19 protein-coding genes are annotated in these 23,545 nt (G+C 62.1%); 8 read left to right on the forward strand and 11 right to left on the reverse strand.

Annotated features, from left to right (window positions below):
- Positions 1 to 78: 78 nt before the first annotated feature.
- The 6 genes from DEHOM01_RS05190 to ctaE all read right to left on the reverse strand — a co-directional run bounded on the left by DEHOM01_RS05190 (position 79) and on the right by ctaE (position 6,463).
- A complete protein-coding gene (locus DEHOM01_RS05190) occupies positions 79 to 1,320 on the reverse strand; it encodes an MFS transporter (protein WP_369405725.1) in 1,242 nt (413 codons plus the stop codon).
- The gene (locus DEHOM01_RS05195; RefSeq protein ID WP_061211802.1) at positions 1,221 to 1,547 is read right to left on the reverse strand and encodes an ArsR/SmtB family transcription factor; all 327 of its coding nucleotides are present in this window, start codon (positions 1,545 to 1,547) and stop codon (positions 1,221 to 1,223) included. The genes DEHOM01_RS05190 and DEHOM01_RS05195 overlap by 100 nt, the downstream gene beginning before the upstream one ends.
- A 660-nt stretch (positions 1,548 to 2,207) precedes the next feature.
- Complete coding sequence (gene qcrB / locus DEHOM01_RS05200) at positions 2,208 to 3,839, reverse strand: cytochrome bc1 complex cytochrome b subunit (RefSeq protein WP_061211803.1); 1,632 nt, start codon at positions 3,837 to 3,839, stop codon at positions 2,208 to 2,210.
- Positions 3,840 to 3,845: 6 nt separating this feature from the next.
- A complete protein-coding gene (gene qcrA, locus DEHOM01_RS05205; protein ID WP_034374937.1) occupies positions 3,846 to 4,922 on the reverse strand; it encodes a cytochrome bc1 complex Rieske iron-sulfur subunit in 1,077 nt (358 codons plus the stop codon).
- 5 nt (positions 4,923 to 4,927) lie between these two features.
- Positions 4,928 to 5,728: a cytochrome bc1 complex diheme cytochrome c subunit gene (qcrC, locus tag DEHOM01_RS05210; protein WP_061211804.1), complete on the reverse strand. Its 801-nt coding sequence runs from the start codon at positions 5,726 to 5,728 to the stop codon at positions 4,928 to 4,930.
- 48 nt (positions 5,729 to 5,776) lie between these two features.
- Positions 5,777 to 6,463, reverse strand: a complete 687-nt coding sequence (gene ctaE, locus DEHOM01_RS05215) for an aa3-type cytochrome oxidase subunit III (RefSeq protein WP_016664687.1) — start codon at positions 6,461 to 6,463, stop codon at positions 5,777 to 5,779.
- A 228-nt stretch (positions 6,464 to 6,691) separates the two neighbouring features.
- On the opposite strand from ctaE, the gene trpD reads away from it, so the two are divergent.
- Positions 6,692 to 7,789, forward strand: a complete 1,098-nt coding sequence (gene trpD, locus DEHOM01_RS05220) for an anthranilate phosphoribosyltransferase (protein ID WP_156468306.1) — start codon at positions 6,692 to 6,694, stop codon at positions 7,787 to 7,789.
- On the opposite strand, the gene DEHOM01_RS05225 is transcribed toward trpD, so the two are convergent.
- A complete protein-coding gene (locus DEHOM01_RS05225; protein WP_061211806.1) occupies positions 7,740 to 9,512 on the reverse strand; it encodes a DEDD exonuclease domain-containing protein in 1,773 nt (590 codons plus the stop codon). The two genes, trpD and DEHOM01_RS05225, sit on opposite strands and share 50 nt — an antisense overlap.
- Positions 9,513 to 9,525: 13 nt before the next feature.
- Positions 9,526 to 11,325 carry an AMP-dependent synthetase/ligase gene (locus tag DEHOM01_RS05230; RefSeq protein WP_061211807.1) on the reverse strand — a complete coding sequence of 600 codons (1,800 nt, stop codon included), beginning with the start codon at positions 11,323 to 11,325 and terminating at the stop codon, positions 9,526 to 9,528.
- A 133-nt stretch (positions 11,326 to 11,458) separates the two neighbouring features.
- On the opposite strand from DEHOM01_RS05230, the gene DEHOM01_RS05235 reads away from it, so the two are divergent.
- Positions 11,459 to 12,184 carry a lysophospholipid acyltransferase family protein gene (locus DEHOM01_RS05235; RefSeq protein WP_061211808.1) on the forward strand — a complete coding sequence of 242 codons (726 nt, stop codon included), beginning with the start codon at positions 11,459 to 11,461 and terminating at the stop codon, positions 12,182 to 12,184.
- 70 nt (positions 12,185 to 12,254) lie between these two features.
- Positions 12,255 to 13,655, forward strand: coding sequence for a class II 3-deoxy-7-phosphoheptulonate synthase (locus DEHOM01_RS05240; RefSeq protein WP_245630658.1), 1,401 nt, complete (start codon positions 12,255 to 12,257; stop codon positions 13,653 to 13,655).
- Between the two features lie 6 nt (positions 13,656 to 13,661).
- Here the strand turns inward: DEHOM01_RS05240 and pknB are convergent, their stop codons facing one another.
- Positions 13,662 to 15,791, reverse strand: coding sequence for a Stk1 family PASTA domain-containing Ser/Thr kinase (pknB, locus tag DEHOM01_RS05245; RefSeq protein ID WP_245630659.1), 2,130 nt, complete (start codon positions 15,789 to 15,791; stop codon positions 13,662 to 13,664).
- A gap of 64 nt (positions 15,792 to 15,855) precedes the next feature.
- On the opposite strand from pknB, the gene DEHOM01_RS05250 reads away from it, so the two are divergent.
- The gene (locus DEHOM01_RS05250; RefSeq protein WP_232049701.1) at positions 15,856 to 16,230 is read left to right on the forward strand and encodes an Rv2175c family DNA-binding protein; all 375 of its coding nucleotides are present in this window, start codon (positions 15,856 to 15,858) and stop codon (positions 16,228 to 16,230) included.
- 51 nt (positions 16,231 to 16,281) lie between these two features.
- Here DEHOM01_RS05250 and DEHOM01_RS05255 read toward each other — a convergent pair whose 3' ends face one another.
- Positions 16,282 to 17,364: a polyprenyl synthetase family protein gene (locus DEHOM01_RS05255; protein ID WP_061211811.1), complete on the reverse strand. Its 1,083-nt coding sequence runs from the start codon at positions 17,362 to 17,364 to the stop codon at positions 16,282 to 16,284.
- A 162-nt stretch (positions 17,365 to 17,526) separates the two neighbouring features.
- Between DEHOM01_RS05255 and DEHOM01_RS05260 the strand changes: the two genes are divergently transcribed.
- The 3 genes from DEHOM01_RS05260 to DEHOM01_RS05270 all read left to right on the forward strand — a co-directional run bounded on the left by DEHOM01_RS05260 (position 17,527) and on the right by DEHOM01_RS05270 (position 20,985).
- Positions 17,527 to 18,822, forward strand: coding sequence for a hypothetical protein (locus tag DEHOM01_RS05260; protein WP_061211812.1), 1,296 nt, complete (start codon positions 17,527 to 17,529; stop codon positions 18,820 to 18,822).
- A 74-nt stretch (positions 18,823 to 18,896) separates the two neighbouring features.
- Complete coding sequence (locus DEHOM01_RS05265; protein WP_061211813.1) at positions 18,897 to 19,322, forward strand: universal stress protein; 426 nt, start codon at positions 18,897 to 18,899, stop codon at positions 19,320 to 19,322.
- A gap of 127 nt (positions 19,323 to 19,449) precedes the next feature.
- Positions 19,450 to 20,985, forward strand: a complete 1,536-nt coding sequence (locus DEHOM01_RS05270; RefSeq protein ID WP_156468307.1) for an RNA polymerase sigma factor — start codon at positions 19,450 to 19,452, stop codon at positions 20,983 to 20,985.
- Positions 20,986 to 21,075: 90 nt separating this feature from the next.
- Here the strand turns inward: DEHOM01_RS05270 and DEHOM01_RS05275 are convergent, their stop codons facing one another.
- The gene (locus DEHOM01_RS05275; protein WP_016664675.1) at positions 21,076 to 21,276 is read right to left on the reverse strand and encodes a DUF7455 domain-containing protein; all 201 of its coding nucleotides are present in this window, start codon (positions 21,274 to 21,276) and stop codon (positions 21,076 to 21,078) included.
- A gap of 150 nt (positions 21,277 to 21,426) precedes the next feature.
- Between DEHOM01_RS05275 and DEHOM01_RS05280 the strand changes: the two genes are divergently transcribed.
- A complete protein-coding gene (locus DEHOM01_RS05280; protein WP_061211814.1) occupies positions 21,427 to 23,544 on the forward strand; it encodes a DNA gyrase/topoisomerase IV subunit B in 2,118 nt (705 codons plus the stop codon).
- Position 23,545: the final 1 nt, after the last annotated feature.

A 23,545-nucleotide genomic window follows, 5' to 3' on the forward strand; every position in this document is an offset into this window, starting at 1 on the left:
CTTGGGCGCTGGGCGAGTTCTAGTAGAGCGCGGGCTGTTGAATCGAGAAGCGATGTAGTGGCTTGAAAACGTGTTGGGTTACGCGTCTACGCTTTGGAATCCCACCCGTTGTCGAACAATCTGGCAGAGCAGTGCGAGTGCGGCAACGCCAGCTGCGGAACCGCATAGCACGTCTGGCGCCACGTGCGCAGCCACCAACAGCGAGCCAAGAGTCGCCCCTAGTGCCGATCCCAGGTAGTTGGCTGATGCGTTAGCAGCCACAGCCGTAGCACCATCTGCTGGATTCGCCTGCAGGAGCACATGCTGCTGGGGCGCGAGGGATGACCAACCACACAGCCCCCAAATGAACAGGCTCACCACGGTGACCCCTGGCAGATGCCCCTGAGTCATGCCGATCAGCGCGCATGTCAGGCCGGCGAGGATGACAGCGCTCAAGCGCAAGGGGTCACACCTGTCCACGAGCCATCCGATGCCTAGAGCCCCGAGCGCCCCACCGAGTCCCCAGACCCAAATCCCAAGGCTCTGATGCGACGCTAGGCTTCCGGCGGACAGCACGACGGTCAGGTAGGTGTAGAGCCCCAAGGAAGCCACTGCGGTGAGAAGCGTTACTGAAATCGTGAGGAGATTCCGTGGGCTTGTGATGGATCGAAGTCGGTCAGCAGCGCTAGACGCCGGAATCGACGGTAGTTCGCCGCCGCGCAGCGTTATGCCTGCTAGTGCAGCGCAGCCGATTATCACGATCAGTAGTATCGCCGCGCGCCACCCCCATAGTCGGGCCAGGAAAAGTCCGATGGGCACGCCGAACACGGTACCGACTGCCAGACCGGCAAGAACCATAGCCACCGCACGACCTCGACGCTGTTGATCCACAACCTCTGAGGCCACCGCGGACGACAGTGGCGAATACACGCCTGCTGCCGCGCCAGCGACTATACGAGTGGCTAGGAAGACCCCAATCGTTGGTGACAGTGCTGTGATCAGGTTCGCTACCGTGAATACCAGTAAGGCTGTAACCAAACTGCGTCGCGACCGCTGCCCAGCGCGTCCCGCAAGTAAGGGGCCCGAGACTGCGTAGGAGCCCGTGAATGCCGCAACGCTTAACCCAACATCGGCTTCCCTAGTTTCCAATGATGATGCGACGTCGGGTAGAAGTCCCGCCACAACATAGGCGTCTAGGCCGAGGGCAACGCTGCCCAACACGAATGGCCACAGTCGACGCATCATTCCTGTGCCTCCCTGGAGTCTGCGCTTGCGAGTACTGCCGAGAGAACCCCTGGGAACAACTGGTCCAGATCCTCGCGCCGCAACTGTATTAGGCATGAGCGTCCCTCGCTCCTCGTCCAGGTCATTCCTGCCTCTCGCAGCATGCGCGTGTGGTACGTCAGCGTCGAACGGGGGAGATCGTCCGCGAGCTCAAGGCTGTCGTGCTCTTGACCGTCGGCCAGGCGGCAGATCATTTCTAACCGCGTAGGGTCGCTTAGGGCGGCAAGCACCCTAGGCAAACTGATTTCGTCAGGATTCGGGTGGTGATATTTGCGGGGTGCCATCGTACCTCCATGAATCGTGCAGCAATAATTGCACGATTATCGTACAGGAATCACTGCACGATCCCGAGCGCTGTCAGTGAATTGACGCCGCCCCATTCGGGCGATTTGAGGTCTCGCGCTGGCGTCTAGAAGTGCCGCGGCGGGCCTAGACTTGGGATGCGTGATTGATCGGGGGCTCTAACGCAATATCGCGAGTTTTCTTGCCGTTGGCTGGTAGATCCGATTTTCCGTTCGAGCGCTGTGCTTGTGTGAAGCGCAGGACGCTCAGGGCGGGGGCGACAAACTATCTTCTGGTGGGATAGGGGGTAGAAAGGTTCACTTGGATGCTCGGGCAGACTTGGGTTCTTTTACTGTGGTGCGAGCGAAATGGCTGTGCTCTCTCTAGACCTCTTGCCAGTTTCGTGCGCGAGGCGCCCACACATGAAAGCCCAGCAACCGTCGGACCGCCGGCTTAAAACCGCCACGCGAACTAACGAAGTTTGACTGCCCTCAATCCGGTTAGGTGGGAAGAGGGGGACAGAAGAGAAGGGAACGGAGGCGTGGTAGGGAAGCAAGAGGCGAAGCAGAAGAAGCCCTGGCACACAGAAGTGGGGGCCTGCCCGAGCCGAAGCTCAGTGGCAAACCCCCACAACCTCTATGGAATTCGGGACGGGCGTTCGATCAGCTGCCGACGAGAGCCTTGATTTTATGCTCCTCGTGGCCCGAGTGCTCGAGCGCCTCGCGGAGCTCCGCAGGCGTAGCAGGCTCCACACGGTCCTTGAAGAAGAAGCTCGAGGCCTTTGCTCGAAGCGACGAGACGCCCTCGCCCTTCTTGAGCGGGCGGTGGTTGTCGTAGCTCACGAGAACCCAGCGATCATACTCGCTGAGAGGCTCGTGGATCTCGAGCGTTTCACCGTTCTCCATGCGCACAACCTTGCCGGTTTCAACGCCGTGGAGGGCGATCTGCTTCTTGTGCTTCTGGATTGAGAGGCACACGCGCTTCGTCACGATGAACGAGATGACCGGGATCGCGAAGATGCCGATGCGGAAGAACCACGTGAGGTTGTTCAGCGACATGTGGAAGGCGACGGCCATGAGGTCGTTCGCGCCGGCAAGCATCGAGACGACGTAGGCAGAAATCCAGGCGACGCCGAAGCCCGTGCGCACGGGCGTGTTGTACGGAAGGTCGAGAACGTGGTGTTCGCGGTCGTCGCCGGTGACCCACTGTTCAATGAACGGATACAGCGCGAGGCTGCCGAACATGATGCCCGGGAAGATCATGCCGGGAATGATGATGTTGAGCGAGATTGGGTAGCCGAAGATCGTGGGCTCCCAGCCCGGCATGAGGCGCAGCGAGCCTTCGAGGAACAGCATGTACCAGTCGGGCTGCGAACCAGCCGACACGGGGGAGGGGTCGTAAGGACCGTAGTTCCATACCGGGTTCATGGCGACGGTGGCGCCCACGAGGGTGAGTACACCGAACACGATGAAGAAGAAGCCGCCGGCTTTCGCCGTGTAAACGGGGAAAAGCGGGTAGCCGACCACGTTGCGATCGGTGCGACCCGGGCCGGGGTACTGCGTGTGCTTGTGCATCACGAGGAAGAACATGTGCAGTGCGATGAGCGCCAGGATCGCACCGGGGATGAGAAGGATGTGGACGGTGAAGAGTCGCGGGATGATGTCATGGCCCGGGAATTCACCGCCAAACATGAGCATCGAACCGTAGGTGCCGAGGATCGGGATGGCCTTCATGACGCCGTCGGCAATACGCAAACCGTTGCCCGAGAGAACGTCGTCGGGAAGCGAGTACCCGGAGAAGCCAGCAAGCATGGCGAGCACCATGAGGCCGAAGCCGATGAGCCAGTTCAGCTCACGCGGCTTGCGGAAAGCACCCGTGAAGAAGACGCGGAACATGTGCACGAAGATCGCCACCATGAACGTGAGCGCTGCCCAGTGGTGGATCTGCCTGAAGAGGAGGCCACCCCACACGTCGAATGACAGGTGCAGCGTCGAGTTGAACGCTGCTGACATGTGCGAGCCCTGGAGCGCCGTGTAGGAGCCTTCGTAGACGACTTCATTCATCGAGGGAACGAAGAACATCGTGAGGAAGATGCCCGAGATTACGAGAACGACGAAGCTGTAGAGCGCGACTTCGCCGAACATGAACGACCAGTGGTCGGGGAAGATCTTCCGTGCGAAACCTTTGACGATGTTGGCGCCGCTCGTACGCTCATCGAGCCAGCTAGCGCCTACCGAGCCGAGCTTGAAGGCCTTCGAGTTGCGGTCGAGGCCGGTGGTCTGGGTGTCACTCATGAGGAATTACTTCTCCTTGTGAATGTCCCAGAAGCTGGGACCGATGGGCTCGGGGAAATCGCCGGTTGCGACAAGGTAGCCCTCGTCGTCAACCTCGATGGGAAGCTGCGGGAGCGGACGGTGCGCCGGGCCGAAGACAACCTTGGCGCCGTCGGTGACATCGAACGTCGATTGGTGGCACGGGCACAGCATGTGGTGGGTCTGCTGTTCGTAGAGCGCGACGGGGCAACCGACGTGCGTGCAGATCTTCGAGAACGCGAGGATTCCCTCGTGGCCAGCCTCAAGTGAAGCCTCATTCTTGCCGTCTGCAGGATCGATGCGCACGAGAATAGCTGCTGCTTTCGCGCGCTCCTCGATCCAGTCGGGAGTCTCCTCGGTGAGGCCCTCGGGCATCACGTGGAAAATCGAGCCGACGGTGACGTCCGAAGCCTTGATGGGCGTCTGGTCATGGTCGCGTGCGATACGAACGCGCTTCTTGTTTTCCGTGGCGCGGCCCCAGAACGTGTGGTGGAGCTTGTTGCCGGGAAGGGGGCCGAGGGTCGAGATCGGGAAGAGCACGGCGATAGGAAGGGCCGCCAGCGCACCCACGAGCGAGGCGACGACCAGCGGGCGGCGGGCGATACCGGACTCATTGATGCCGTCGACAAGAATCTTCGACGCAGCCTCGCGCGTTTCTTCATCGCCGCGCTGTGCGTGACGCTCCTCGGTGACTTCGTGATCGGGCATGAGCGTCTTTGCCCAGTGGATCGCACCTGCACCGATGAAGAAGATGCCAACAGCGAGGCCGATACCCATGGTGAGAGTTGACCAGTGCACCGCTGAGAGGGTGCCCTCTTCTGCAAGGAGGTTTGTGCCCGTGGGGCTGAAGAGGAAGTAGGAAGCGATGAAGAATGCCGTGCCGAGAATCGAGATGACGAACAGCAGCGACACGATGCGCTCAGCCCGCTTTTCAGCTTTGGGGTCGAGATCTGCTTGGCGGTACTCGTGCGGCGGAATGCCCGGGTTGCGGAAACCGCCCTCTTCCGCGCGGGCGACAGTGCTTACGCCTGTGCGCGGCGAGGTGCCGTCGATGTTGTGTGTCAGTTCGTTCACTTTGCCTTAGCTCCCAACCAGATAGCGCAGCCGAGCAGAATCGCGAGAATCGCCGTCCAGGCGAAGAGGCCCTCGGTGACCGGGCCGAGCGCGCCGAGGGAGTAGCCGCCGGGCGAGCCGTTCTCTTCAAGCTGGTTGAGGTAGGCGATGACGTCGCGCTTGTCTTCGGGGCTCAGGTTGTTGTCGTTAAACACCGGCATGTTCTGCGGGCCGGATTCCATGGCTTCGTAGATGTGCTTGTCCTCGACATCGCGAAGAGTCGGGGCCCACTTGCCTTCCGTAAGTGCGCCGCCGGCAGCAGACGCGCTGTGGCACATGGCGCAGTTGATGCGGAAGATCTCGCCACCTTTGGTGATGTCGGCGCCTTCCTTGCTCAGCTGCTCCTCAGTGGGAATCGACGGGCCGGGGCCCAGCGAGGCCACGTAAGCGGCAAGCTGGGAGATCTGCTTATCGGTGAACTGCACGGGCTTGCGCTGCGCCTGCGGGCCAGACTCCTGCATGGGCATGCGGCCCGTGCCCACCTGGAAGTCGACGGCAGCGGCGCCAACGCCGATGAGCGAGGAGCCAACCGTGTTGCCGTCACTGTCTTTGCGACCTTCGCCGTTCATGCCGTGGCACGTCGCGCAGTTCGAGACGAAGAGCTTCTTCCCTTCGGCGACGTCGGAGGCCGAGAAGGCCTCGGCGGATGCGTCTTTGGGGGAGAGGACGGCAAACAAACCGCCCGTGGCGATCAACGCCATCAAGATGATGGCAAGGAGCGCCATCGGGTGATGGCGGTGTGTGGCCAGAGCCTTCACTGTGAGGACCTCGTTTCGATAAAGGGTGCGAATCCGAGTAGGGGAGCTTTAGAAGAAGGCCCAGTTGCCTTCAACGGTGTGGAGAACAAGCGGGTCAAGCAGGTAGACCACGAAGAAGAGGGCTACCCAGATGACGTCGACGAAGTGCCAGTAGTACGACACGCAAATCGCGCTGACCTCTTCGTGGTGCGTGAAATTCTTCGCGGAGTAGGCGCGCGCGAGGACGAAGAGGAAGGCGATAAGCCCGCCAAGGACGTGGAGGCCGTGGAAGCCCGTGGCGAGGTAGAAGATTGAGCCATGAGGCGTGCTCGAGATGGTGAGGCCCTTATGCACGAGCTCGGCATATTCGAAGGCCTGGCCCGACACGAAGATCGCGCCGAGAATGAAGGTGAGGGTGTACCACTCGATGAGGCCCCAGCCGGCGATGTTGACGATCGAGCCGGTGCGGCGCTTGCGGCGCTTTTCTGCGGCGAATACACCCATCTGGCACGTGATTGAGCTCGTGACAAGGATGAGGGTGTTGGTGATGGCGAAGTTGAGCGTGAAGTTCTTCTGACCCTCGTAGAAAACCTCGGGTACGACGCCGTACAGCGTGAAGTACATAGCAAAGAGCGCACCGAAGAACATGATTTCGCTCGCGAGCCACACGATGGTGCCGACCTGAGTGGTGTTCGGCCTGCTCACGGGGGAGGTGCGAGGGGCGGAGGAAAGAGTCGCAGTTGTCACGGTTCTCATTCGTCGTTGGTCGGGTTGCGAGGCCATGCACGGCACATGGTCTCGGCCGCTGCGGGCAAGGCCCGTGCGACCCTGCTGGGACAAAAGTCCGTGCGCAGGTTTTTTCAGCATACCTGTTGGAGCCGCGATTGTTGAATCGAACGGGGCTTTTGTCCCGGTTTTTTCCGTGATCTAAGCCGTGTTCCGTCTGGTGGGCTTGCTCTACGTCACGAGCGTTCACGCCTTAATATGACCGCCATGACGGATCAAGAAATCTATACGTGGCCCGCGCTGACCCACGCCCTCATCAAAGGGCGCGATCTCACGTCCGAAGAGGCGTGGTGGGCGATGCAGCAGATCATGCGCGGCGACGTTGGTCCGGTCCCTCTCGCCGGTTTCCTCGTGGCGCTTCAGTCGAAGGGGGCGGTGACCCATGAGGTCAACGCTCTCTCCTCCTCTATGCTCGAGCACTCGAGGATCATTAGTGCGCCCACTGGCGCCGTCGACATCGTGGGGATGGGCGGAGACGGCGCCAATACCGTCAATATTTCGACCATGGCCTCGCTCGTGATCCGCGGCGCGGGGATTCCTGTGGCGAAGCACGGCAACCGTGCCGTGAGTTCGAAATCGGGTTCGGCGGACGTACTCGACGCGCTCGGGGTGCGCCTGAATCTTCCCGTGGAGGGCGTGCAGCGCGTGCTTGACGAAGCGGGAATCTCGTTTTGTTTCGCCCAGGTTTTTCATCCGTCGATGAAACACGGTGCGGTTGCCCGAGCCGGTCTCAAACTGCCCACGGTTTTCAACGTGCTCGGTCCCATCACCAATCCCGCCGGGGTTCGTGCTCATTCCGTCGGCGTGGCATTCGAGGAGATGGCGCCTGTCATCGCGGGTGTCTTTGCAGACCGCGGCGCGTCCGCAATCGTCGTGCGCGGGCGCGACGGCCTCGACGAGCTGAGTATCTCCGCCGAAACCGATGTGTGGGAGGTAAGGGACGGCTCCGTTACGTCGCACGTTGTCGCACCCGAAGACTACGGACTCTCACGCGCACGTATCGACGCGTTGCGCGGTGGCGACCCCTCCTACAATGCCCAGGTGGCGCGAGACCTGCTTGCCGGCAAGACTGGGCCCGTGCGAGATGCCGTCGTGCTCAATGCCGCTTCTGGCATCGTCGCAGCCGAGGGGCTCAGGGAGAGTTCCGACGCCAGCCCGGCCTTCGCCGAGCGAATGCTCAGCGCCGTGAAGCGGGCCGAAGACTCACTCGATTCCGGAGCCGCCAAGGCCGCGCTTGAGCGGTGGATCAACGTATCGCAGAGCGTCGAAATACCCGCTGAAACTCTTCGATCGTAAAGCGGGCGGTCGACGGCATCGACCACTCGCCCTCCACGTGAACGATCCGGATGCCAGGTTTCGCGAGCCATTCGAGGATGAGCTCAGCCTCGTGGTGGTAGCCGAAGCAAAGCGGGGTGCACAGGGCGGCCTCCGCTTCGCTTTCGCGAGCAAGTGCCTCGATAGCCGAAAGCGGGTCGCTCCACGCCGGCATCGTGCGCGCTGCCCCAAGCCGCCCGTGTCGTACGGCAAGAATCTCCCACTGCCAGGGCGATTCAGCCGAAGCGTCGTGGGACGAGATTTTGCGCGCCGCGACGAGGAGTGGAACCTCCGCGATCGATCGCAATCGTGCGGCACGCCGTGCGGCATCAGCAAACAACTCGACCCTTGTGCGCAGCGCCTCGGCGTTCTCGTAGAGACCACGCCCCACGAGCGTGCGCATTTTCTTAGCCGCGTACTCAAATACATCGCTCGGATCCTCGGTGAGGGCCCGGTACATACGTGCGTGGAAGCCTGCGCTGCCGTGCACGGGCTCCGACGGTTCTGTGGCAAGCGTCGGTCCATAAACCGGTGGCACCGGCAGACCACCCACGGCAGCCGACGGTTCCCGGGGAACCGTCGGACTTTCGGTCCCGGCGCGACCTTCCGCGGCACCAGCGTTGTCCTCTTCAGCCCCGATAGCCGCAGTCAGCGCCGCGTACACGAGGGAGCGAATTGGCTCGACGTCGTGGCGCGAGCGAAGCGGGCCGATATAGGCGTGGAGCGACGTTTCACTTTTCACAGTGCGCGCGAGGCGCAGCCCATCGGTCGTGACCCGAAGCCAATTGCCCTTAGAGGGACGGATTCCCTGACGGTTGGCGATGGGGCGTTCACTCGCGATTGCGCGCAGCTCGCGGATAGCGGCCTCGGTTTCGCTCGAACACTGCACAACGTCGATGCGCTCGGTCACGGGAATGATGTCGAGGACGGCGCGCCTTGTCTCGTTCGGTGAAAAATAGGTGCGCACGCGCGAGCGGAGATTGCCCGACTTGCCGATGTACAGCGTTGAACCGTTGGCGTCGACGAAGGAGTACACGCCGGGCACGGGCGGGATGTCCGCCGCGAGGTGGCGTTTGCGGATTTGGGCGGGGCTTGCTTTCTTCCCGCTCGAGGTGAGATCCGAGAGATGGCTTGCGCCACCGACAGAAAGTCGCGCGATGATCTCATGGAGCACATCGACCGTTGCTCGCGCATCCGAAAGCGCGCGGTGGTTGGGCACCGTAGTTGCCCCAACCGCCCCCGCGAGAGTCGAAAGCTTGTGGTTCTTCACTTCGTCGCGTCCGAAAACGCGGCGTGCAAGCGTGAGTGTATCGACGACCTCGAAGGGAGGCCACCGGTAATCGAGCCGAAGAGCAGCCGCCTTTAGGAAACCGATGTCGAAGCGTGCGTTGTGCGCGACGAGAACCGAGGTGCGCGCGAACTCGAGGAACGCGGGGATGACCGCTTCTGCCGACGGCGCATCGCGAACCATGTGGTCAGAGATCCCCGTGAGCGCGGCGATGTACGCAGGTATCGGGCGTTCGGGGTTGACGAACGTCTGAAACTCCTCGACAACCTCGCCGCCCACGACCCGCACGGCGCCAATTTCCGTAATGGCATCCAGCTCGGTATTCGTTCCGGTGGTCTCGAGGTCGACGACAACGAACTCGACGTCGATGAGCTCCGGGCCAAGATCCTCGAATGCCCGCTGCGCAGCCCGAGCGATGGCGCCGTCCGCCTTACTTCTTCGTGTAAATGCGGTCGATGACCTCGGAGAAATCCTTCACAACAGCGGCACGCTTGAGCTTGAACGACGGGGTGAGGTAACCGTTTTCCTCCGTGAAATCCGCATCAATAATCTCGAACTTGCGGATCGACTCGGCGCGAGAGACCGAGGTATTCGCTTCGTCAACGGCTTTCTGGACCTCGGCGATGACCTGCTCGTTCGTAATGGCTTCGGCAAGTGACATCGACCCGAGCCCCTGGTTCTTGAGCCACCGGGGGAGCATTTCGCGGTCGAGAGTCACGATCGCGGACACGAACGGCTTTTGGTCGCCAAGAACGATGCACTGGCCAACGACGGGGCTCTGGCGAACGGTGTCCTCGAGCTGGGCAGGCGACACGTTCTTGCCGCCTGCGGTGACGATGATTTCCTTTGAACGGCCCGTAATCGTGATGTAGCCGTCCTCATCGATGCTCGCGGTGTCGCCCGTGTTGAACCAGCCGTCCTGGAGGGCCAGCGCGGTGGCGTCGGGATTGTTCCAGTAGCCCTTGAAAACCATGACGCCCTTGACGAGCAGCTCGCCCTTGTCGTTGAGCTTGACTTTGGCGCCTGGGAACGGGGGGCCGACGGTGCCGACCTTGACATCCCACGGATTGTTGACGCCTACGGGGGCGGTCGTTTCCGTGAGGCCATAGCCTTCCAGGATCGTGACACCGATGCCGCGGAAGAAGTGGGGGAGGCGGTCGCCAAGTGGTGCACCACCCGAGATTGCGTAGGTGAGCTTTCCACCCATGAGATTGCGCAGCTTCGAGTACACGAGCGTGTCGAACAGCTTGTACTGGGCTTTCACGTGCAGGGGAATCTTGCCCGTGTCGAGGCCCTTCGAATACTGGATGGCCACCTCGACGGCACGGTGGAAGATCTTACCCTTACCGTCTCCAACAGCCTTTTGCTCGGCGCCGTTGTAGACCTTTTCGAACACGCGAGGGACTGCGAGCAGGGACGTGGGCTTGAACGAGGCGAGATCGTCGAGGAGGTGCTTCGCATCGGGGGAGAAACCTGTCGTGCACCCGCACACGATGGTGATGAACGTGATGTCGCGTGCGAACACGTGCGCGAGCGGAAGGAACATCAGCAGGCGCGAGCCAGGGGGCATAACCGCTTCACCCAGAAGGCCCACTGCGTTGAGGGACTGATCCATGAAGTTTGCGTGCGTGAGCTCCACGCCCTTGGGCCGGCCGGTCGTGCCGGAGGTGTAGACGATCGTCGCGGTGTCTGACTTGTGCCGGCTCTTGCGCGCCTTCTCGATCGCGTCGTCGTCGATGTCGGCTTCTGCGACGGAGAGCTGCTCGATGATGCCCTCTTCGATGACCCACACCTGCTCGAGGTCCGAGAGCGAAGGGCGAACTTCGTCGATATCCTGCGCATGGCCGGCGTTCTCGCAAAAAATGAAGCGTGCACCGGAGTCCGAAGCGATCCATTCGATCTGCCCGGGGGAGGACGTTTCGTAGATCGGCACGCTGATCGCCCCGGTGAACCACAATGCCCAGTCGATGAGTACCCATTCGAAGCGCGTGCGAGACATGATCGCGACTCGGTCGCCTGGCTGGACGCCTTCGTTGATAAGCCCCTGTGCGAGACGCTTCACGAGCGTGATGAATTCAGGTGCGTACATGGGCGACCATGTGCCGGGGGTGAGCTGACGTTCCCACAGGGGAATGTCGGCGTACTTGGTGCGGCGTAGAAGGAGGAAGTCGGTGATGTTTTCGTCTGGCTTCGACTCTGCGATTTGCGGCGTTTCGAACTCGCGTGACACGGGGGAATGCTCCTTGACTTCTAGGCGGGGCTGCACTCGAGTGTACGCGCCTCACGACCATTGAGGGATGTAGGAGGCTTCGTGTGGCGCGTTCCTTCCCTCACGATGGGCGCTGCCCTATAGGGTTATCCCCGTGCATCTCTATCCCGTCTTGCAACCCATCGTTAAATTTCTCCTCACGCTCCTTTGGCGGCCCACCGTATCGGGCCTCCAGCACGTTCCATCCTCGGGACGCATGATCATGGCGTGCAATCACACCTCCGCGTTCGAAACCTATTTTGTGCCGTGCATGATTCCGCGCGAGATCCACTGGCTTGGAAAGGATGCTCTTTTCAAGGGCAAAGGGGTCCCAGGGAAGTTTTTTGCGTGGCTCATGCGTTCGGTCAATGTGATTCCCGTGGATCGTTCGGGAAGCGGTGGCGCGAGCTCGGCGCTCGACGCGGGGATCGCGGTGCTCGAAGGTGAGCACGCTCTCGGTGTGTTCCCCGAGGGCACGAGGAGCCATGACGGGCGGATGTATCGCGGTAAGACGGGCGCGGTACGCCTCGCGCTCGCGACGGGTGCGCCCATCCTTCCCGTCGCCGAACTTGGCGCCTTTGAGGCGCAGCGCTCGAAGAATTCCATCGTGCCGAAGTTCCGTTCAAAGCTCCATACACAGATCGGCCCCACGATCGACATGCGCGCGCAGTTGTCGACGTTGAGGGCAGACAATCCGAGCGACGCACCCGCCACGCGCGAAGAACTTCGCGCGCTCACGCGCTCGCTCATGGAGGCGATTCGCGAGCTATCCGGCCAGGAGTATGTGGACGAGTACGCCGCGGACGTGAAGAAAAGACTCAAGGACGCGAACGCTTCGTAAGTTCCGGTCGTGAGAGCGACGCTGAGCGGATCCACATGCCGCACTCGTGACTTTCGCCTACTATGACCGGGTGAGTTATCAGAACCGTAACGTTGCCGCGACATTCCATCCGTTCGAGCTTTCCGAATCATCCGCGCATCTCGAGGCGCTTTCGTCGTGGCGCGACTATCCGAGGGTCCAGCAGCCAACGTGGCCGAACGAGCAGGAGCGGGCGCGGGTCTTCGATGAACTGAGGGCAGCGCCCCCACTCGTGTTTGCGGGCGAAGTTGACCTCCTTCGCACCCACCTCGCTAAAGCGGCGCGTGGCGAGGCGTTCCTCCTTCAGGGAGGTGACTGCGCAGAAACCTTTGCGGACTCGACTGCCGACCGCATCAAGAACAAGGTCCAGACGATCCTCCAGATGGCGGCGATCTTGACCTACGGCGCCTCGCTTCCCACGATCAAGATGGGGCGCATGGCCGGTCAGTTCGCCAAACCTCGCTCGAGCGACACCGAGACGATCGACGGCGTGAGCCTCCCGAGCTACCGCGGCGATGCGGTCAACGGCTACGAGTTCACCTCCGAATCCCGCACGCCCGATCCCTCGCGCCTGTGGAAGATGTACACGACCGCTTCGCAGACCCTCAACCTTCTGCGCGCGTTCACGGGCGGCGGCTTCGCGGACCTGCGGCAGGTGCAGGCCTGGAACAAGGGGTTCGTGGAGTCCGACGCCTACTCGAAGTACGTGCGAGTCGCGGAAGACATTGAGCGAGCCGTGCGTTTCATGGAGGCCATCGGTGTGGACTTCGACCCGATTCGCATGGTCGAGTTTTATTCGTCGCACGAGGCGCTTCTCCTCGACTACGAGGAGGCCCTCGCGCGCGTCGACTCTCGCACGGGTGAGATCTACGGCTGCTCTGGCCACTTCCTGTGGATCGGTGAGCGAACGCGCCAGCTCGACGGTGCGCACGTGTACTTTATGTCGCAACTGCGCAACCCGATCGGCGTGAAGCTCGGCCCGAACGCGAGCGTGGATGACATGCTTCGGCTCGCAGAGGTCCTTGATCCGGAGCGCGAGCCGGGCCGTCTCACCTTTGTGACCCGCATGGGCGCCACGAACGTGCGCGAGAAGCTTCCCGTGCTGCTCACGGCAGCAAAGCGTGAAGGAATCGAAGCCGTGTGGGTGACAGACCCGATGCACGGCAACACGATCACGAGCTCGAACGGTTATAAGACTCGCCGTTTCGACGACATCATGGACGAGGTGCGCGGGTTCTTTGAGGCGCACTGGGAGGTTGGCACAACCCCGGCTGGTCTCCACATGGAGCTCACGGGCGACGACGTCACCGAGGTTCTAGGCGGTTCTAGCGAGCTTGACGAAGAGGGCTTGCACCGCCGCTATGAGACGCTCGTCGACCCGCGCCTCAATCACTCGCAGTCGCTTGAGCTCGCGTTTCTCGTCGCCGACATGCTTGGCGATCGGCCGAGCTGATCGCCGCTAGTACACCGTGATCGTCACGGTCGAGCCGCGCGGTACTTTTGTGCCGCCCGGCTGCGACTGCTGGGACACGAGGCCAAAGACGGGCGTGCCTCGCTCGTAGACGACCTGGACCTTGAGCCCGGCTTTTTCGAGCGCCGCGCGGGCGTCGGCTTCGCTCTTGCGGAAGACGTCGGGAACCCCGACGAGGTTGGGGCCGAGCGAGATGGAGATCTTGACTTCGCTGCCGGGAAGCACCGACGTGGCCCCGGCGGGATCTTGCGAGATGACCTGGCCGGCGGGCACGTTCGAGTTGTACTGCTCGTTCACCTTTGGCACGAGGCCCGCGCCTTCAATGGCCTTGATTGCCGCTTTGCGCTCACTTCCCGCGACGCTCGGAACCTCGACCGGCTCGGGTCCGTCACTGACCGTGAGCGTGACGTGCGCGCCCGCAGGCAGAGACGCGTCTGCGGGGTTTTGGCTGATGACGGTGTCTTTCGGCACGTCTGCCGAGTATTCGCGGGTCTCGGTGACCTGAAAACCCGCGTCAGTGAGGGCTGAGGTGGCGTCGGAAACCGCCTGGCCCTTCACCTGCGGAACGTCAAAGAGTTCCTGCCCGAGGGAAATGGTGAGGCGCACGGAACTGCCTTTGCGCACCTCCGCTCCCGTGGCGGGATCCGAGGATATAACGTGGCCCTTCGGGACGTCGTCGCTGTAGGCCTGTGCCGTTGTCACCGTAAGTTGTTGCGCCGTTAGCGCGGCTTCAGCGTCGCTGAGAGTTGCGCCCGCAACGAGCGGCACGGTGCGCGCGCCGCCGGGGCCTTCTGTGTCGTACCAGTGCACGCCGCCAAAGACGAGCGCTGCGACGAGTGCAAGGACGCTTGCGAGCGCGAGGAAGCGCAGGGCTGGCGAGGGGCGGGACTCGCTCGCATGGGCACCGCGCGAGCGGCGAGGGCCCGTGAGGGTTACTTCCCGGATGCTTTCGTCGGCATCGGGGGAGTCCGACGGCTGCTCGCGGAGCTCGAACTTTTTCCTGACCGCCGCTCCCGCACCACTTCCGGTCGTGGAAAGTTCGCGACCTGGGGTGTCGTTTTCCCAGAACTTTTCTGAGGTTTTGTCATCGAAGAGGGCTTCGTTCGACGGCGATGCCGGTGATACCGGTGATACCGGGGAGGCTGGTGACGAAGCGGAATCGGTGCGCGCCGTTGAGGGTGAGAACTGGCGTGTGAGTCGAGGAACGCCGGCCGTCTCGGCATTGGCCTTGACGTTCGGTGCGGGATGCGCGCGGTAGGCGAGTTCGGTGGGGCTTAGTGTGTCGAGAGCCTCGTCAAGGGCGAGGAGTACTTCGTGGGCGCGCGTGGGCCTCGAGGCGGGCAAACGCGAGGCCGCCCACGTGATGATGGAGTCAACAGAGGCGGGGATGCCCGGCGCAAATTGTGACGGCGCGGGGATGTCCTCATGCGCGTGCTGGTAGGCGATATGCACGGCCGAGTCGCCCTGGAAAGGAGTGCGGCCCACGAGCATTTCGAACATCATGATGCCCCACGAGTACAGGTCGCTTCGGGCATCGCTCACGCCGCGTGTGACGACCTCTGGGCTGACATACGCGACCGTACCGAGCAAGGTGCCGGTGGCGGAGGTCGTCGCGGATCCAACGGCGCGTGCGAGGCCAAAGTCGGCGACGAGGATGTCGCGCTCGGCGTTCACGAGAACGTTTTCGGGCTTGATATCGCGGTGGATAATGCCGGAGCGGTGTGCGGCATCAAGCGCGGCGAGGACGTCGCGGCCAACACGCAGTGCGCGTTTGAGGCTGAGGGTTTTGTCGCGGCGGAGTTCGTCGCGCAGTGTCTCGCCCTCGACGAGTTGCATGGCAAGGTACACGCGCCCCTGATCTTCGCCCTGGTCGTAGACATTGACCACGTGGGGGTGGGTGAGCCGGGCCGCGCTTCGGGCTTCGCGAGAGAAGCGCGAGATGAATTCAGGGTTGTCCGCGAGATGCGGGTGCATGATTTTGAGCGCGACAGGGCGATGCAGGCGCTCGTCGAAGCCGCGATACACCGTGGCCATGCCACCGCGCGCGATCAGATGCTCGACGCGGTAGCGGTTGCTAAGGACGAGGCCGATGTCTGGGGAAGAAGACTCGGTACTCACGCCGCAAGTCTATGCGGGCAGCCACCGGGTGCCCGCGCACGACACCCTGGAATATGCTGAAGGCGTGAATATCTCAGCTGACGACATCGACCGGCTCGACTCTCTCGTAGAGGCGTGGCTTCCACTGCCCGACGTCGCGGAGATCCTCGGTATCTCGGTGACCAAGGTGCAGCGCTTGATTGAGGACTTCCACCTCGTCGAGGTGCGCCGCGGAACCCCTAAGGTCCGTTCTGTGCCCGCCGAATTCCTGCGTGACGGGGCGGTCCTTCCGCACCTGCGAGGCACGATCATGCTTCTCCACGACCAGCATTTCGCCGACCACGAGATCATCGAGTGGCTGTTTACCGACGATGCTTCTCTGCCCGGCCGGCCTATCGACCATTTGCGAAGCGGGCAGCGTGGCGAGGTGCGCCGGCGCGCCCAGTCGCTCGGCTTTTAGCCGTAGTTTTCGGGCACGGTCCGAGCGTCTTCACTCATCTGGGAACGGGGCTCAGCGGTCCGTTCGGGCGAGTTTTCGCACGAGCGAGTCGAGGAGTTCGCACGATTCGTTCGAGGTGAGCGATGAGAGCTCGTTCGCGATAACTTCGCGCGCGTCGTCCTCGCGTTGACGAATGAGGTTCTCGACGCTCTCGCGGGCCCCCGTGGCCGTCATGATCTCGCGCACGCGTTCGATGCTCTCCGTATCTGCGTCAGGGTTTCCGACGGTTGCTGCGAGAACGCGGCGGTCGGTTTCGCCTGCGCGCTCCTGCGCGAGAGCGAGGAGCATCGTGCGCTTGCCTTCACGGATGTCTGAGCTTGTGGATTTCCCAAGGGCGGCCTCGTCCCCGAAGACTCCGTCGAGGTCGTCGCGGAGCTGGAAAGCTTCGCCAGCGGGAAGTGCGTAGGCGCCGAGGGATTCGAGGAGTGCGGGAGAAGCGCCGCAGCGGGTCGCACCGATCATGAGAGGCCTGTGGACCGTGTAGGAGACGGTCTTCCAGCGCGTCACGAGGGAGGCGGAATCCGTTGCAGATTTCGTGGAGGTGATGGCGCCGGACTGGTTCAAGATGTCGAGGTACTGGCCGGCCATCACCTCTGCACACAGCGCGTGGAAATGAGAGCGGTCGTCGGCTCCGGCAAAAGCGTGAGAGGCAAGCTGATGGGCGAGCGCAAGGGCGAGATCACCGAGGATGACCGCGGTCGCGATACCGAAATCCTCCGCGCTTCCCGCGAGGTTGCGTGCCTCGTGTGCGTGGGTGGCGGCGGCATGTATAGCGGGGCGTCCCCTGCGGGTCGGCGAGTGATCGAGAACATCGTCGTGGATGAGGGCCGCTGCTTGCACGAGTTCGACGGCCGCGCCGAGCGTCGCCACGTCATTCGCATCTGCGTCTCCGAGCGAAGGGTTGGCAGCACACGCGCCCGCGTGCACGAACATCGGTCGCAGGCACTTGCCTCCCTCAAGAAAACCCGTGAGGAGCGCGGCAAGATCTGCAGCTTCCGGCGCGATTGTCCCCAGGGCGTCGCTCTCGGTTTCGAGGAAGCGCGTGAGGGTTGTGGTGACGCTCTCGCGAACGTCGTCGAAAGGGGGGTGATGCACGCGGATCCTCCTCGGCTCGGTGTGGCGTGCTCTCGCCGTGCTGTTGTGAATTTCCATCGTGCCACAGAGCGACGAACTGCGGTTCGGGCCCCACAGACGCAGGCCTCCACAAGCGAGGATCTCAGGCGTGCACGCTCGGTCAACAGCGGTAACGCTTGAGGCATGACACATAAAACACAGCATTTTTCATGCGAGTCACAAGCGCTTGCTCCCACCGTTAATCTGCTTGATGCACGCGATGTTTTTGCGGCAGTCGCCATGCACTTTGACCGCCTTGATATCGATTCCTCACTCATCGTTTTTGGATGTGGTGCGAGTCCAAACGGCGAGGCGGGGGTCATGCTCAGCAGGATGCGCATTGACGAGGGCACAGAGCCCGAATGGGCAGCCTTTGAGGTGTCGCGGCTCGCACTCAACCTCCAGGCGCTCGGCGCAACTCACCTTGCCATCCTCGCTACGGGTTCGCCGGTTCCCGGCGAATGCAAAGAGTGCCCGGGGGAGAGGGCCGAATGCTTCGATAGAGATCGTCACGACACGCAGACCATCGATCTGCTCGTTGCGCTGTGCGACCTTGTCGCCGAGGCGTGCCTCATGCGCGGTCTCACTATCCCCTGTGCCTTACACGCCTATGAAGGGCCGTGGGCGCTCAGTACGACGGCAGATGGCGACTACTGGAAAGTCACGCACCTTGGTCTGCTCGAAGAAAGTCAGTTCGCTGCGAGCGCGGTCGCAAGCGGCATTCCCTTTCGCGAAAAAGTCGAGAGGGAGGCGATGGACGATGCTTTCCTTGCCTCCGTTCGCTCGCTGTGCGAGAGCGATACCGAATTTCGCACCTTCACGTGCCTCGAGGGGCCGAGTCGTAGCGCGCTCGAGGAACTGAGTGCTCAGCACGCGCGTCAAGAACGAGAGGGCGGGCGCATCGGGGATGGTGACTCCAAGCGCCTTCAGGACGCCGTTCACGTGCTCGCATCGCTAGCGGCATTGGGGCCCGGGCGTGACCACATCATCGCGCACGTCGTGGAATCTGAACAGGACGCTTTTGCGAGCCCCTCGGTGGCCATCGCTTCAGTGTTCGAGGACCCAGAGTTTCTTCCGGGGCCGCATCTCATGCCCGGCGGCCAGGGCGATCGTGTGATCGAGGTGTTTAAGGGCCTGTGGCGAAGGTCGAATGCGTGGGATTGTTCGCCTCGCTACCGCGAGGCTCTCGCCAATCTTGGGGCGATTGCCGCCTTCCTCCTGTGGTTCAGCGGGCGTATGGGGGAGGCCTTCCGCTTGGCGGATGACATCCTCGCAGCCGGAGACCACTGCGATATGGCTGAACTCGTTCTGGGTCTCGCGCATGCGGGAATATGCCCGCTTTGGCTTGAAAAACGTATGCCTCGACTCATGGATAACTGTGGTCAGAGCAAGAGTCCGGGACCGCGTGTACGTGTGACGAACCGGGCCGAAACTCAGTAGACTTGCTCCGCACGATTATTGAGCTTCCCCCGCGTGCTCACTACTCGAGCGCGCTGTTTGTAGAAAGGATCGCCATGGTTGTCGTCGCCGCCTATGCCCCGACGTCTCAGGGAGATGCCGCGCTCGAGGCTGCGATCCGCGACGTGGCCGTCACTGACCGCGAGCTCCTCGTAGCTTCGTTCCCGTACGCGGATCCTTTCGAAGGTGCGTGCTGCGCGAATGCCGAGGAAGTCCAGGAAGCGATCAACCGCGTGTCTGCACGCATGAGCCACGACGAGCGTGCCTACCTCGAAACTCTCAAAGTGCGCGTGCGTGAGGCGGGAGCTGAAAGCAGCAAAGACATAGGTGATTTTCTTCTGCGGGTTGCGCGCGAGGAGAACGCAAGCGTCATCGTGATCGGCCTTCGGCACAGCGCCCCCGTAGGCAGACTCATGCTCGGCCAAACCGTGAAACGGCTCCTACTCGAGGCGCCGTGCCCCGTTCTCGTGACAAAAGACTAGGTGCGCCTGGAATAGATCCGAATATCGGGCCGTTATAATTGTACGGTTCGTGCGCGATTCGCCCGCCGCCACACGGTGCGAGAGCTGAGCCCGCGCACCACCCTCGGATCCCAACTGAAGGAAGCCTGTGTCGACGAGCACGTCTAAGAAAGAAGAAGTCACGAAGAACATCGAGGCCCTCACGTCGGCTCTCGATGGAGCGACTTCGGTGAGCTACGAGGCCCTCAAGGCCTCCGCCAAGTCCCTCGGTATCTCCCCGTACAAGGTTGCATCGCTCTCCAACAAGCTCGAGGAGACCGGGATCGAGATCCTCGACCGTCCGAGCGACTCCCGCAAGAAGAAGGCAGCCTCGAAGAGCGCCGGCGCGAGTAAGGGCGATGCCGCTGATTCCGTCGAGGCCTCGAAGAGTGCCCCGAAGCGCGGCAAGAAAGCTGCGTCGAAAAAGGACACCTCGAAAAAGACCGCTTCGAGTGCGAAGAGCGAGCCCGAAGCGGAGACGGCCGAGCAAGACGCTCCTCGTGAAAAGGACGGCTCCGAAGAAACAGAATCGAAGGCCTCGCGCAAGAGGGCTGCCAAGCGTACGTCGGCGAAGAAGGCCGGCAAACGCGGCACCAAGAAAGAAGATTCTGCTGCGGAAGGCTCCAGCGGCGCAGACGACACCGACTCCGCCGACGACGACGATCCGAGCAAGGGCTTCGCGCTCACGAACGACGATGATGATTCGCCGGCTCAGCAGGTTGTGACCGCCGGCGCCACTGCCGACCCGGTGAAGGACTACCTCAAGCAGATCGGCAAGGTCGCGCTGCTCAATGCCGTCCAGGAGGTTGAGCTCGCCGAACGCATCGAGGCCGGGCTCTATGCCGAGCACAAGCTTAAGCAAGATCCATCGCTCAAGAAGAGCATCGAGGGCCGCGACCTCGAACTTATCGTTGCTGACGGCAAGGCCGCGAAGGACCACCTGCTCGAGGCAAACCTCCGACTCGTCGTGTCGCTGGCAAAGCGGTATACGGGCCGCGGCATGCTCTTCCTTGACCTCATTCAGGAGGGCAACCTCGGTCTCATTCGCGCCGTAGAGAAGTTCGATTACGCGAAGGGCTACAAGTTCTCGACCTACGCGACCTGGTGGATTCGTCAGGCGATCACACGTGCGATGGCAGACCAGGCCCGCACGATCCGCATCCCGGTTCACATGGTCGAGGTCATCAATAAACTCGCACGCGTTCAGCGCCAGATGCTCCAGGATCTCGGCCGCGAGCCGCTTCCAGAAGAACTCGCGAAGGAACTCGATATGACCCCCGAAAAGGTCGTCGAGGTCCAGAAATACGGCCGCGAGCCCATCTCGCTGCACACCCCGCTGGGCGAGGACGGCGACAGCGAGTTCGGTGACCTCATCGAAGACTCCGAAGCCGTTGTGCCCGCAGATGCCGTGAGCTTCACGCTTTTGCAGGAACAGCTTCACTCCGTACTCGATACGCTCAGCGAGCGCGAATCCGGTGTGGTCGCGATGCGTTTCGGCCTCGAGGACGGCCAGCCCAAGACCCTCGATGAAATCGGCAAGGTCTACGGAGTGACGCGCGAGCGTATCCGCCAGATCGAGTCGAAGACCATGAGCAAGCTCCGGCACCCGTCGCGCTCGCAGGTCCTTCGCGATTACCTCGATTAAGTCGAGTCAAGAGAAGAACAGTGGCCGCACCGTGTGGTGCGGCCACTGTTCTTTTCTAAGAGCTTTTGGGCTTCCCGCAGTAACTGCGCCCTATTCGGCGCTCAAGCGCTCGGTTTCGTCGACAACGCGAGTGGCGATTCCCTCGAGCGCCTCGGCGTTTGCGCGCGCGTGGTGGGCGCAAAACAGAAGCTCGCCGCCCACCTCAAGTTCGAACTTCACGTAAGCCTGCGCGCCGCAGCGATCGCAGCGATCGTGCGCGGTCAAAGTGCGTTCTTCAAGCATCGTTTCCATGCCCCCATTCTCGCCTTGACGCGCCCCCGAAGCGAGCAGTAACGATCCCGGTTCGCTCGCAGCGCAATCGCCTGTGGTACGCCTAACGCGGGGCAACCGTCGGACCTAAAAATCCACCGAAACAGGCGCGTTCCCGCCTAAGATCGGAGCGTGGCACGAAAGACAAACTCCCAGACGGCAGCCTACGATGCAGCGAACCTTCAGGTCCTCGAAGGCCTCGAAGCCGTACGCAAACGCCCAGGTATGTACATCGGCTCGACAGATTCGCGCGGCCTCATGCACTGCCTGTGGGAGATTCTTGATAACGCGGTTGACGAGGCCCTCGGCGGTTTTGGCGACGAGATCACGATCATCCTCCACCCCGACGGCTCGATCGAAGTTCAGGACAAAGCGCGAGGCGTCCCGATCGACAAGGAGCCGCGCACGGGGCTCACGGGCGTCGAAGTCGTTTACACCAAGCTGCACGCGGGTGGGAAGTTCGGCGGCGGTTCATACTCGAATTCGGGCGGCCTCCACGGCGTCGGTGCATCGGTCGTCAACGCGCTGAGTTCTCGCATGGACGTCGAGGTTGACCGAGGCGGCAAAACCTACGCCATGAGTTTCCAGCGAGGCATCGCGGGCACTTTTGACGATCAGGGCGCGCCCGATCCTGCCTCGCCGTTTACGAAGTTCACAGGCGCAGGTGAATTGCGCGAGATCGGCAAGGTCAAGCGAGGCGTCACTGGCACGCGCGTGCGCTACTGGGTCGACTCGCAGATCTTTATCAAAGGAGCCCACGTCGTTCTCGACGAGATTCAGCGTCGTGCCCGCCAAACGGCGTTCCTCGTTCCAGGGCTCACAATCGTTCTTCTCGATAGGCGCGAAGAGCGCACCCCCGAACAGAGCGAGCGCACCGTTTTCCACTACGCGGGCGGTATCTCCGAATTCGTCGACTATCTCGCGAAGGACCAGAAAATCACCGACGTGATTCGGCTGACCGGATCGGGCGACTACACGGAAACCGTGCCGGTTCTCGATAAGAGCGGCCACATGGTCTCCAAGGACGTGAGTCGTACGTGCGAAGTTGATATCGCTTTGCGGTGGGGCGCGGATTACGACACGACCGTTCGCAGTTTCGTCAACATTGTCGCAACGCCCAAGGGCGGAACCCACGTCACCGGCTTTGAGCAGGCGCTCGTCAAGGTCGTCCGTAAGGCCGTCGATGCGCAATCGCGCCGCGTGAAATTCAACGCGAAGAAAGAAAAGATCGAAAAGGACGACACCCTCGCGGGCCTCGCCGCGGTGGTCACCGTCCGTATCGATGAACCACAGTTCGAGGGCCAAACGAAAGAAGTCCTCGGGACCCCCGCCGCGCGTCAGATCGTCGCGAAAGTTGTCGAGCGTGAACTCGGCGCATTCCTCGCATCGACCAAGAAGGGCGAAAAAGAGCAGGCGGCGCTCGTTGTGGACAAGGTCGTGAGCGAGATGCGGGCGCGCGTGGCTGCACGCATGCACAAGGAAGTTTCGCGCCGCAAGAACGCGCTCGAATCCTCGACCATGCCCACGAAGCTCGCCGACTGCCGCCACACCGGGATCGACCGCTCCGAGCTGTTCATCGTCGAGGGCGACTCGGCACTCGGCACCGCGAAAAGCGCACGCGACTCGGAATTTCAGGCGCTCCTGCCGATCCGCGGCAAGATCCTCAACGTGCAAAAAGCCTCGATTACGGACATGCTCAAGAACGCCGAATGCGCCAACATCATCCAGGTGATTGGGGCAGGCTCCGGGCGCACATTCGATATTGAGCAGGCGCGCTACGGCAAAATCGTCATGATGACCGATGCTGACGTCGACGGCGCCCACATCCGTACGCTCCTACTCACGCTTTTCCACCGCTACATGCGCCCGCTCATCGAGCAAGGCCGTATCTACGCGGCAGTGCCCCCTCTGCACCGCGTCGAAATTATTCACGGCGGTTCGAAAAAGAACGAGTACGTGTACACGTACTCCGAGAAGGAACTGCACCAGCTTCTCAAGAAGCTCGAGCGCTCGAAGAAGCGGTACAAGGAGCCTATTCAGCGCTACAAGGGCCTTGGTGAAATGGATGCTGACCAGCTCGCGGACACGACCATGGACCCGTCGCAGCGCCTGCTTCGTCGCGTGACGATTCAGGATGCCGAATCGGCTGATCGCGTGTTCGAGCTCCTCATGGGCTCCGAGGTCGCCCCTCGCAAGCAGTTCATCGTCGAAGGCGCGGAAGAACTCGACGTCGAGAGGATCGACGCCTAGG

It is taken from the genome of Dermabacter hominis NBRC 106157, assembly GCF_001570785.1.
GTDB lineage: Bacteria > Actinomycetota > Actinomycetes > Actinomycetales > Dermabacteraceae > Dermabacter > Dermabacter hominis.

Bases quoted from the DNA above. Each gene is read 5' to 3' on its own strand.
- DEHOM01_RS05190 (WP_369405725.1), bottom strand. From the start codon at position 1,320: ATGCCTAATACAGTTGCGGCGCGAGGATCTGGACCAGTTGTTCCCAGG.
- qcrB (WP_061211803.1), bottom strand. From the start codon at position 3,839: ATGAGTGACACCCAGACCACCGGCCTCGACCGCAACTCGAAGGCCTTC.
- DEHOM01_RS05275 (WP_016664675.1), bottom strand. From the start codon at position 21,276: ATGGAAACGATGCTTGAAGAACGCACTTTGACCGCGCACGATCGCTGC.
- ctaE (WP_016664687.1), bottom strand. From the start codon at position 6,463: ATGAGAACCGTGACAACTGCGACTCTTTCCTCCGCCCCTCGCACCTCC.
- DEHOM01_RS05195 (WP_061211802.1), bottom strand. From the start codon at position 1,547: ATGGCACCCCGCAAATATCACCACCCGAATCCTGACGAAATCAGTTTG.
- trpD (WP_156468306.1), top strand. From the start codon at position 6,692: ATGACCGCCATGACGGATCAAGAAATCTATACGTGGCCCGCGCTGACC.
- DEHOM01_RS05260 (WP_061211812.1), top strand. From the start codon at position 17,527: ATGACACATAAAACACAGCATTTTTCATGCGAGTCACAAGCGCTTGCT.
- DEHOM01_RS05265 (WP_061211813.1), top strand. From the start codon at position 18,897: ATGGTTGTCGTCGCCGCCTATGCCCCGACGTCTCAGGGAGATGCCGCG.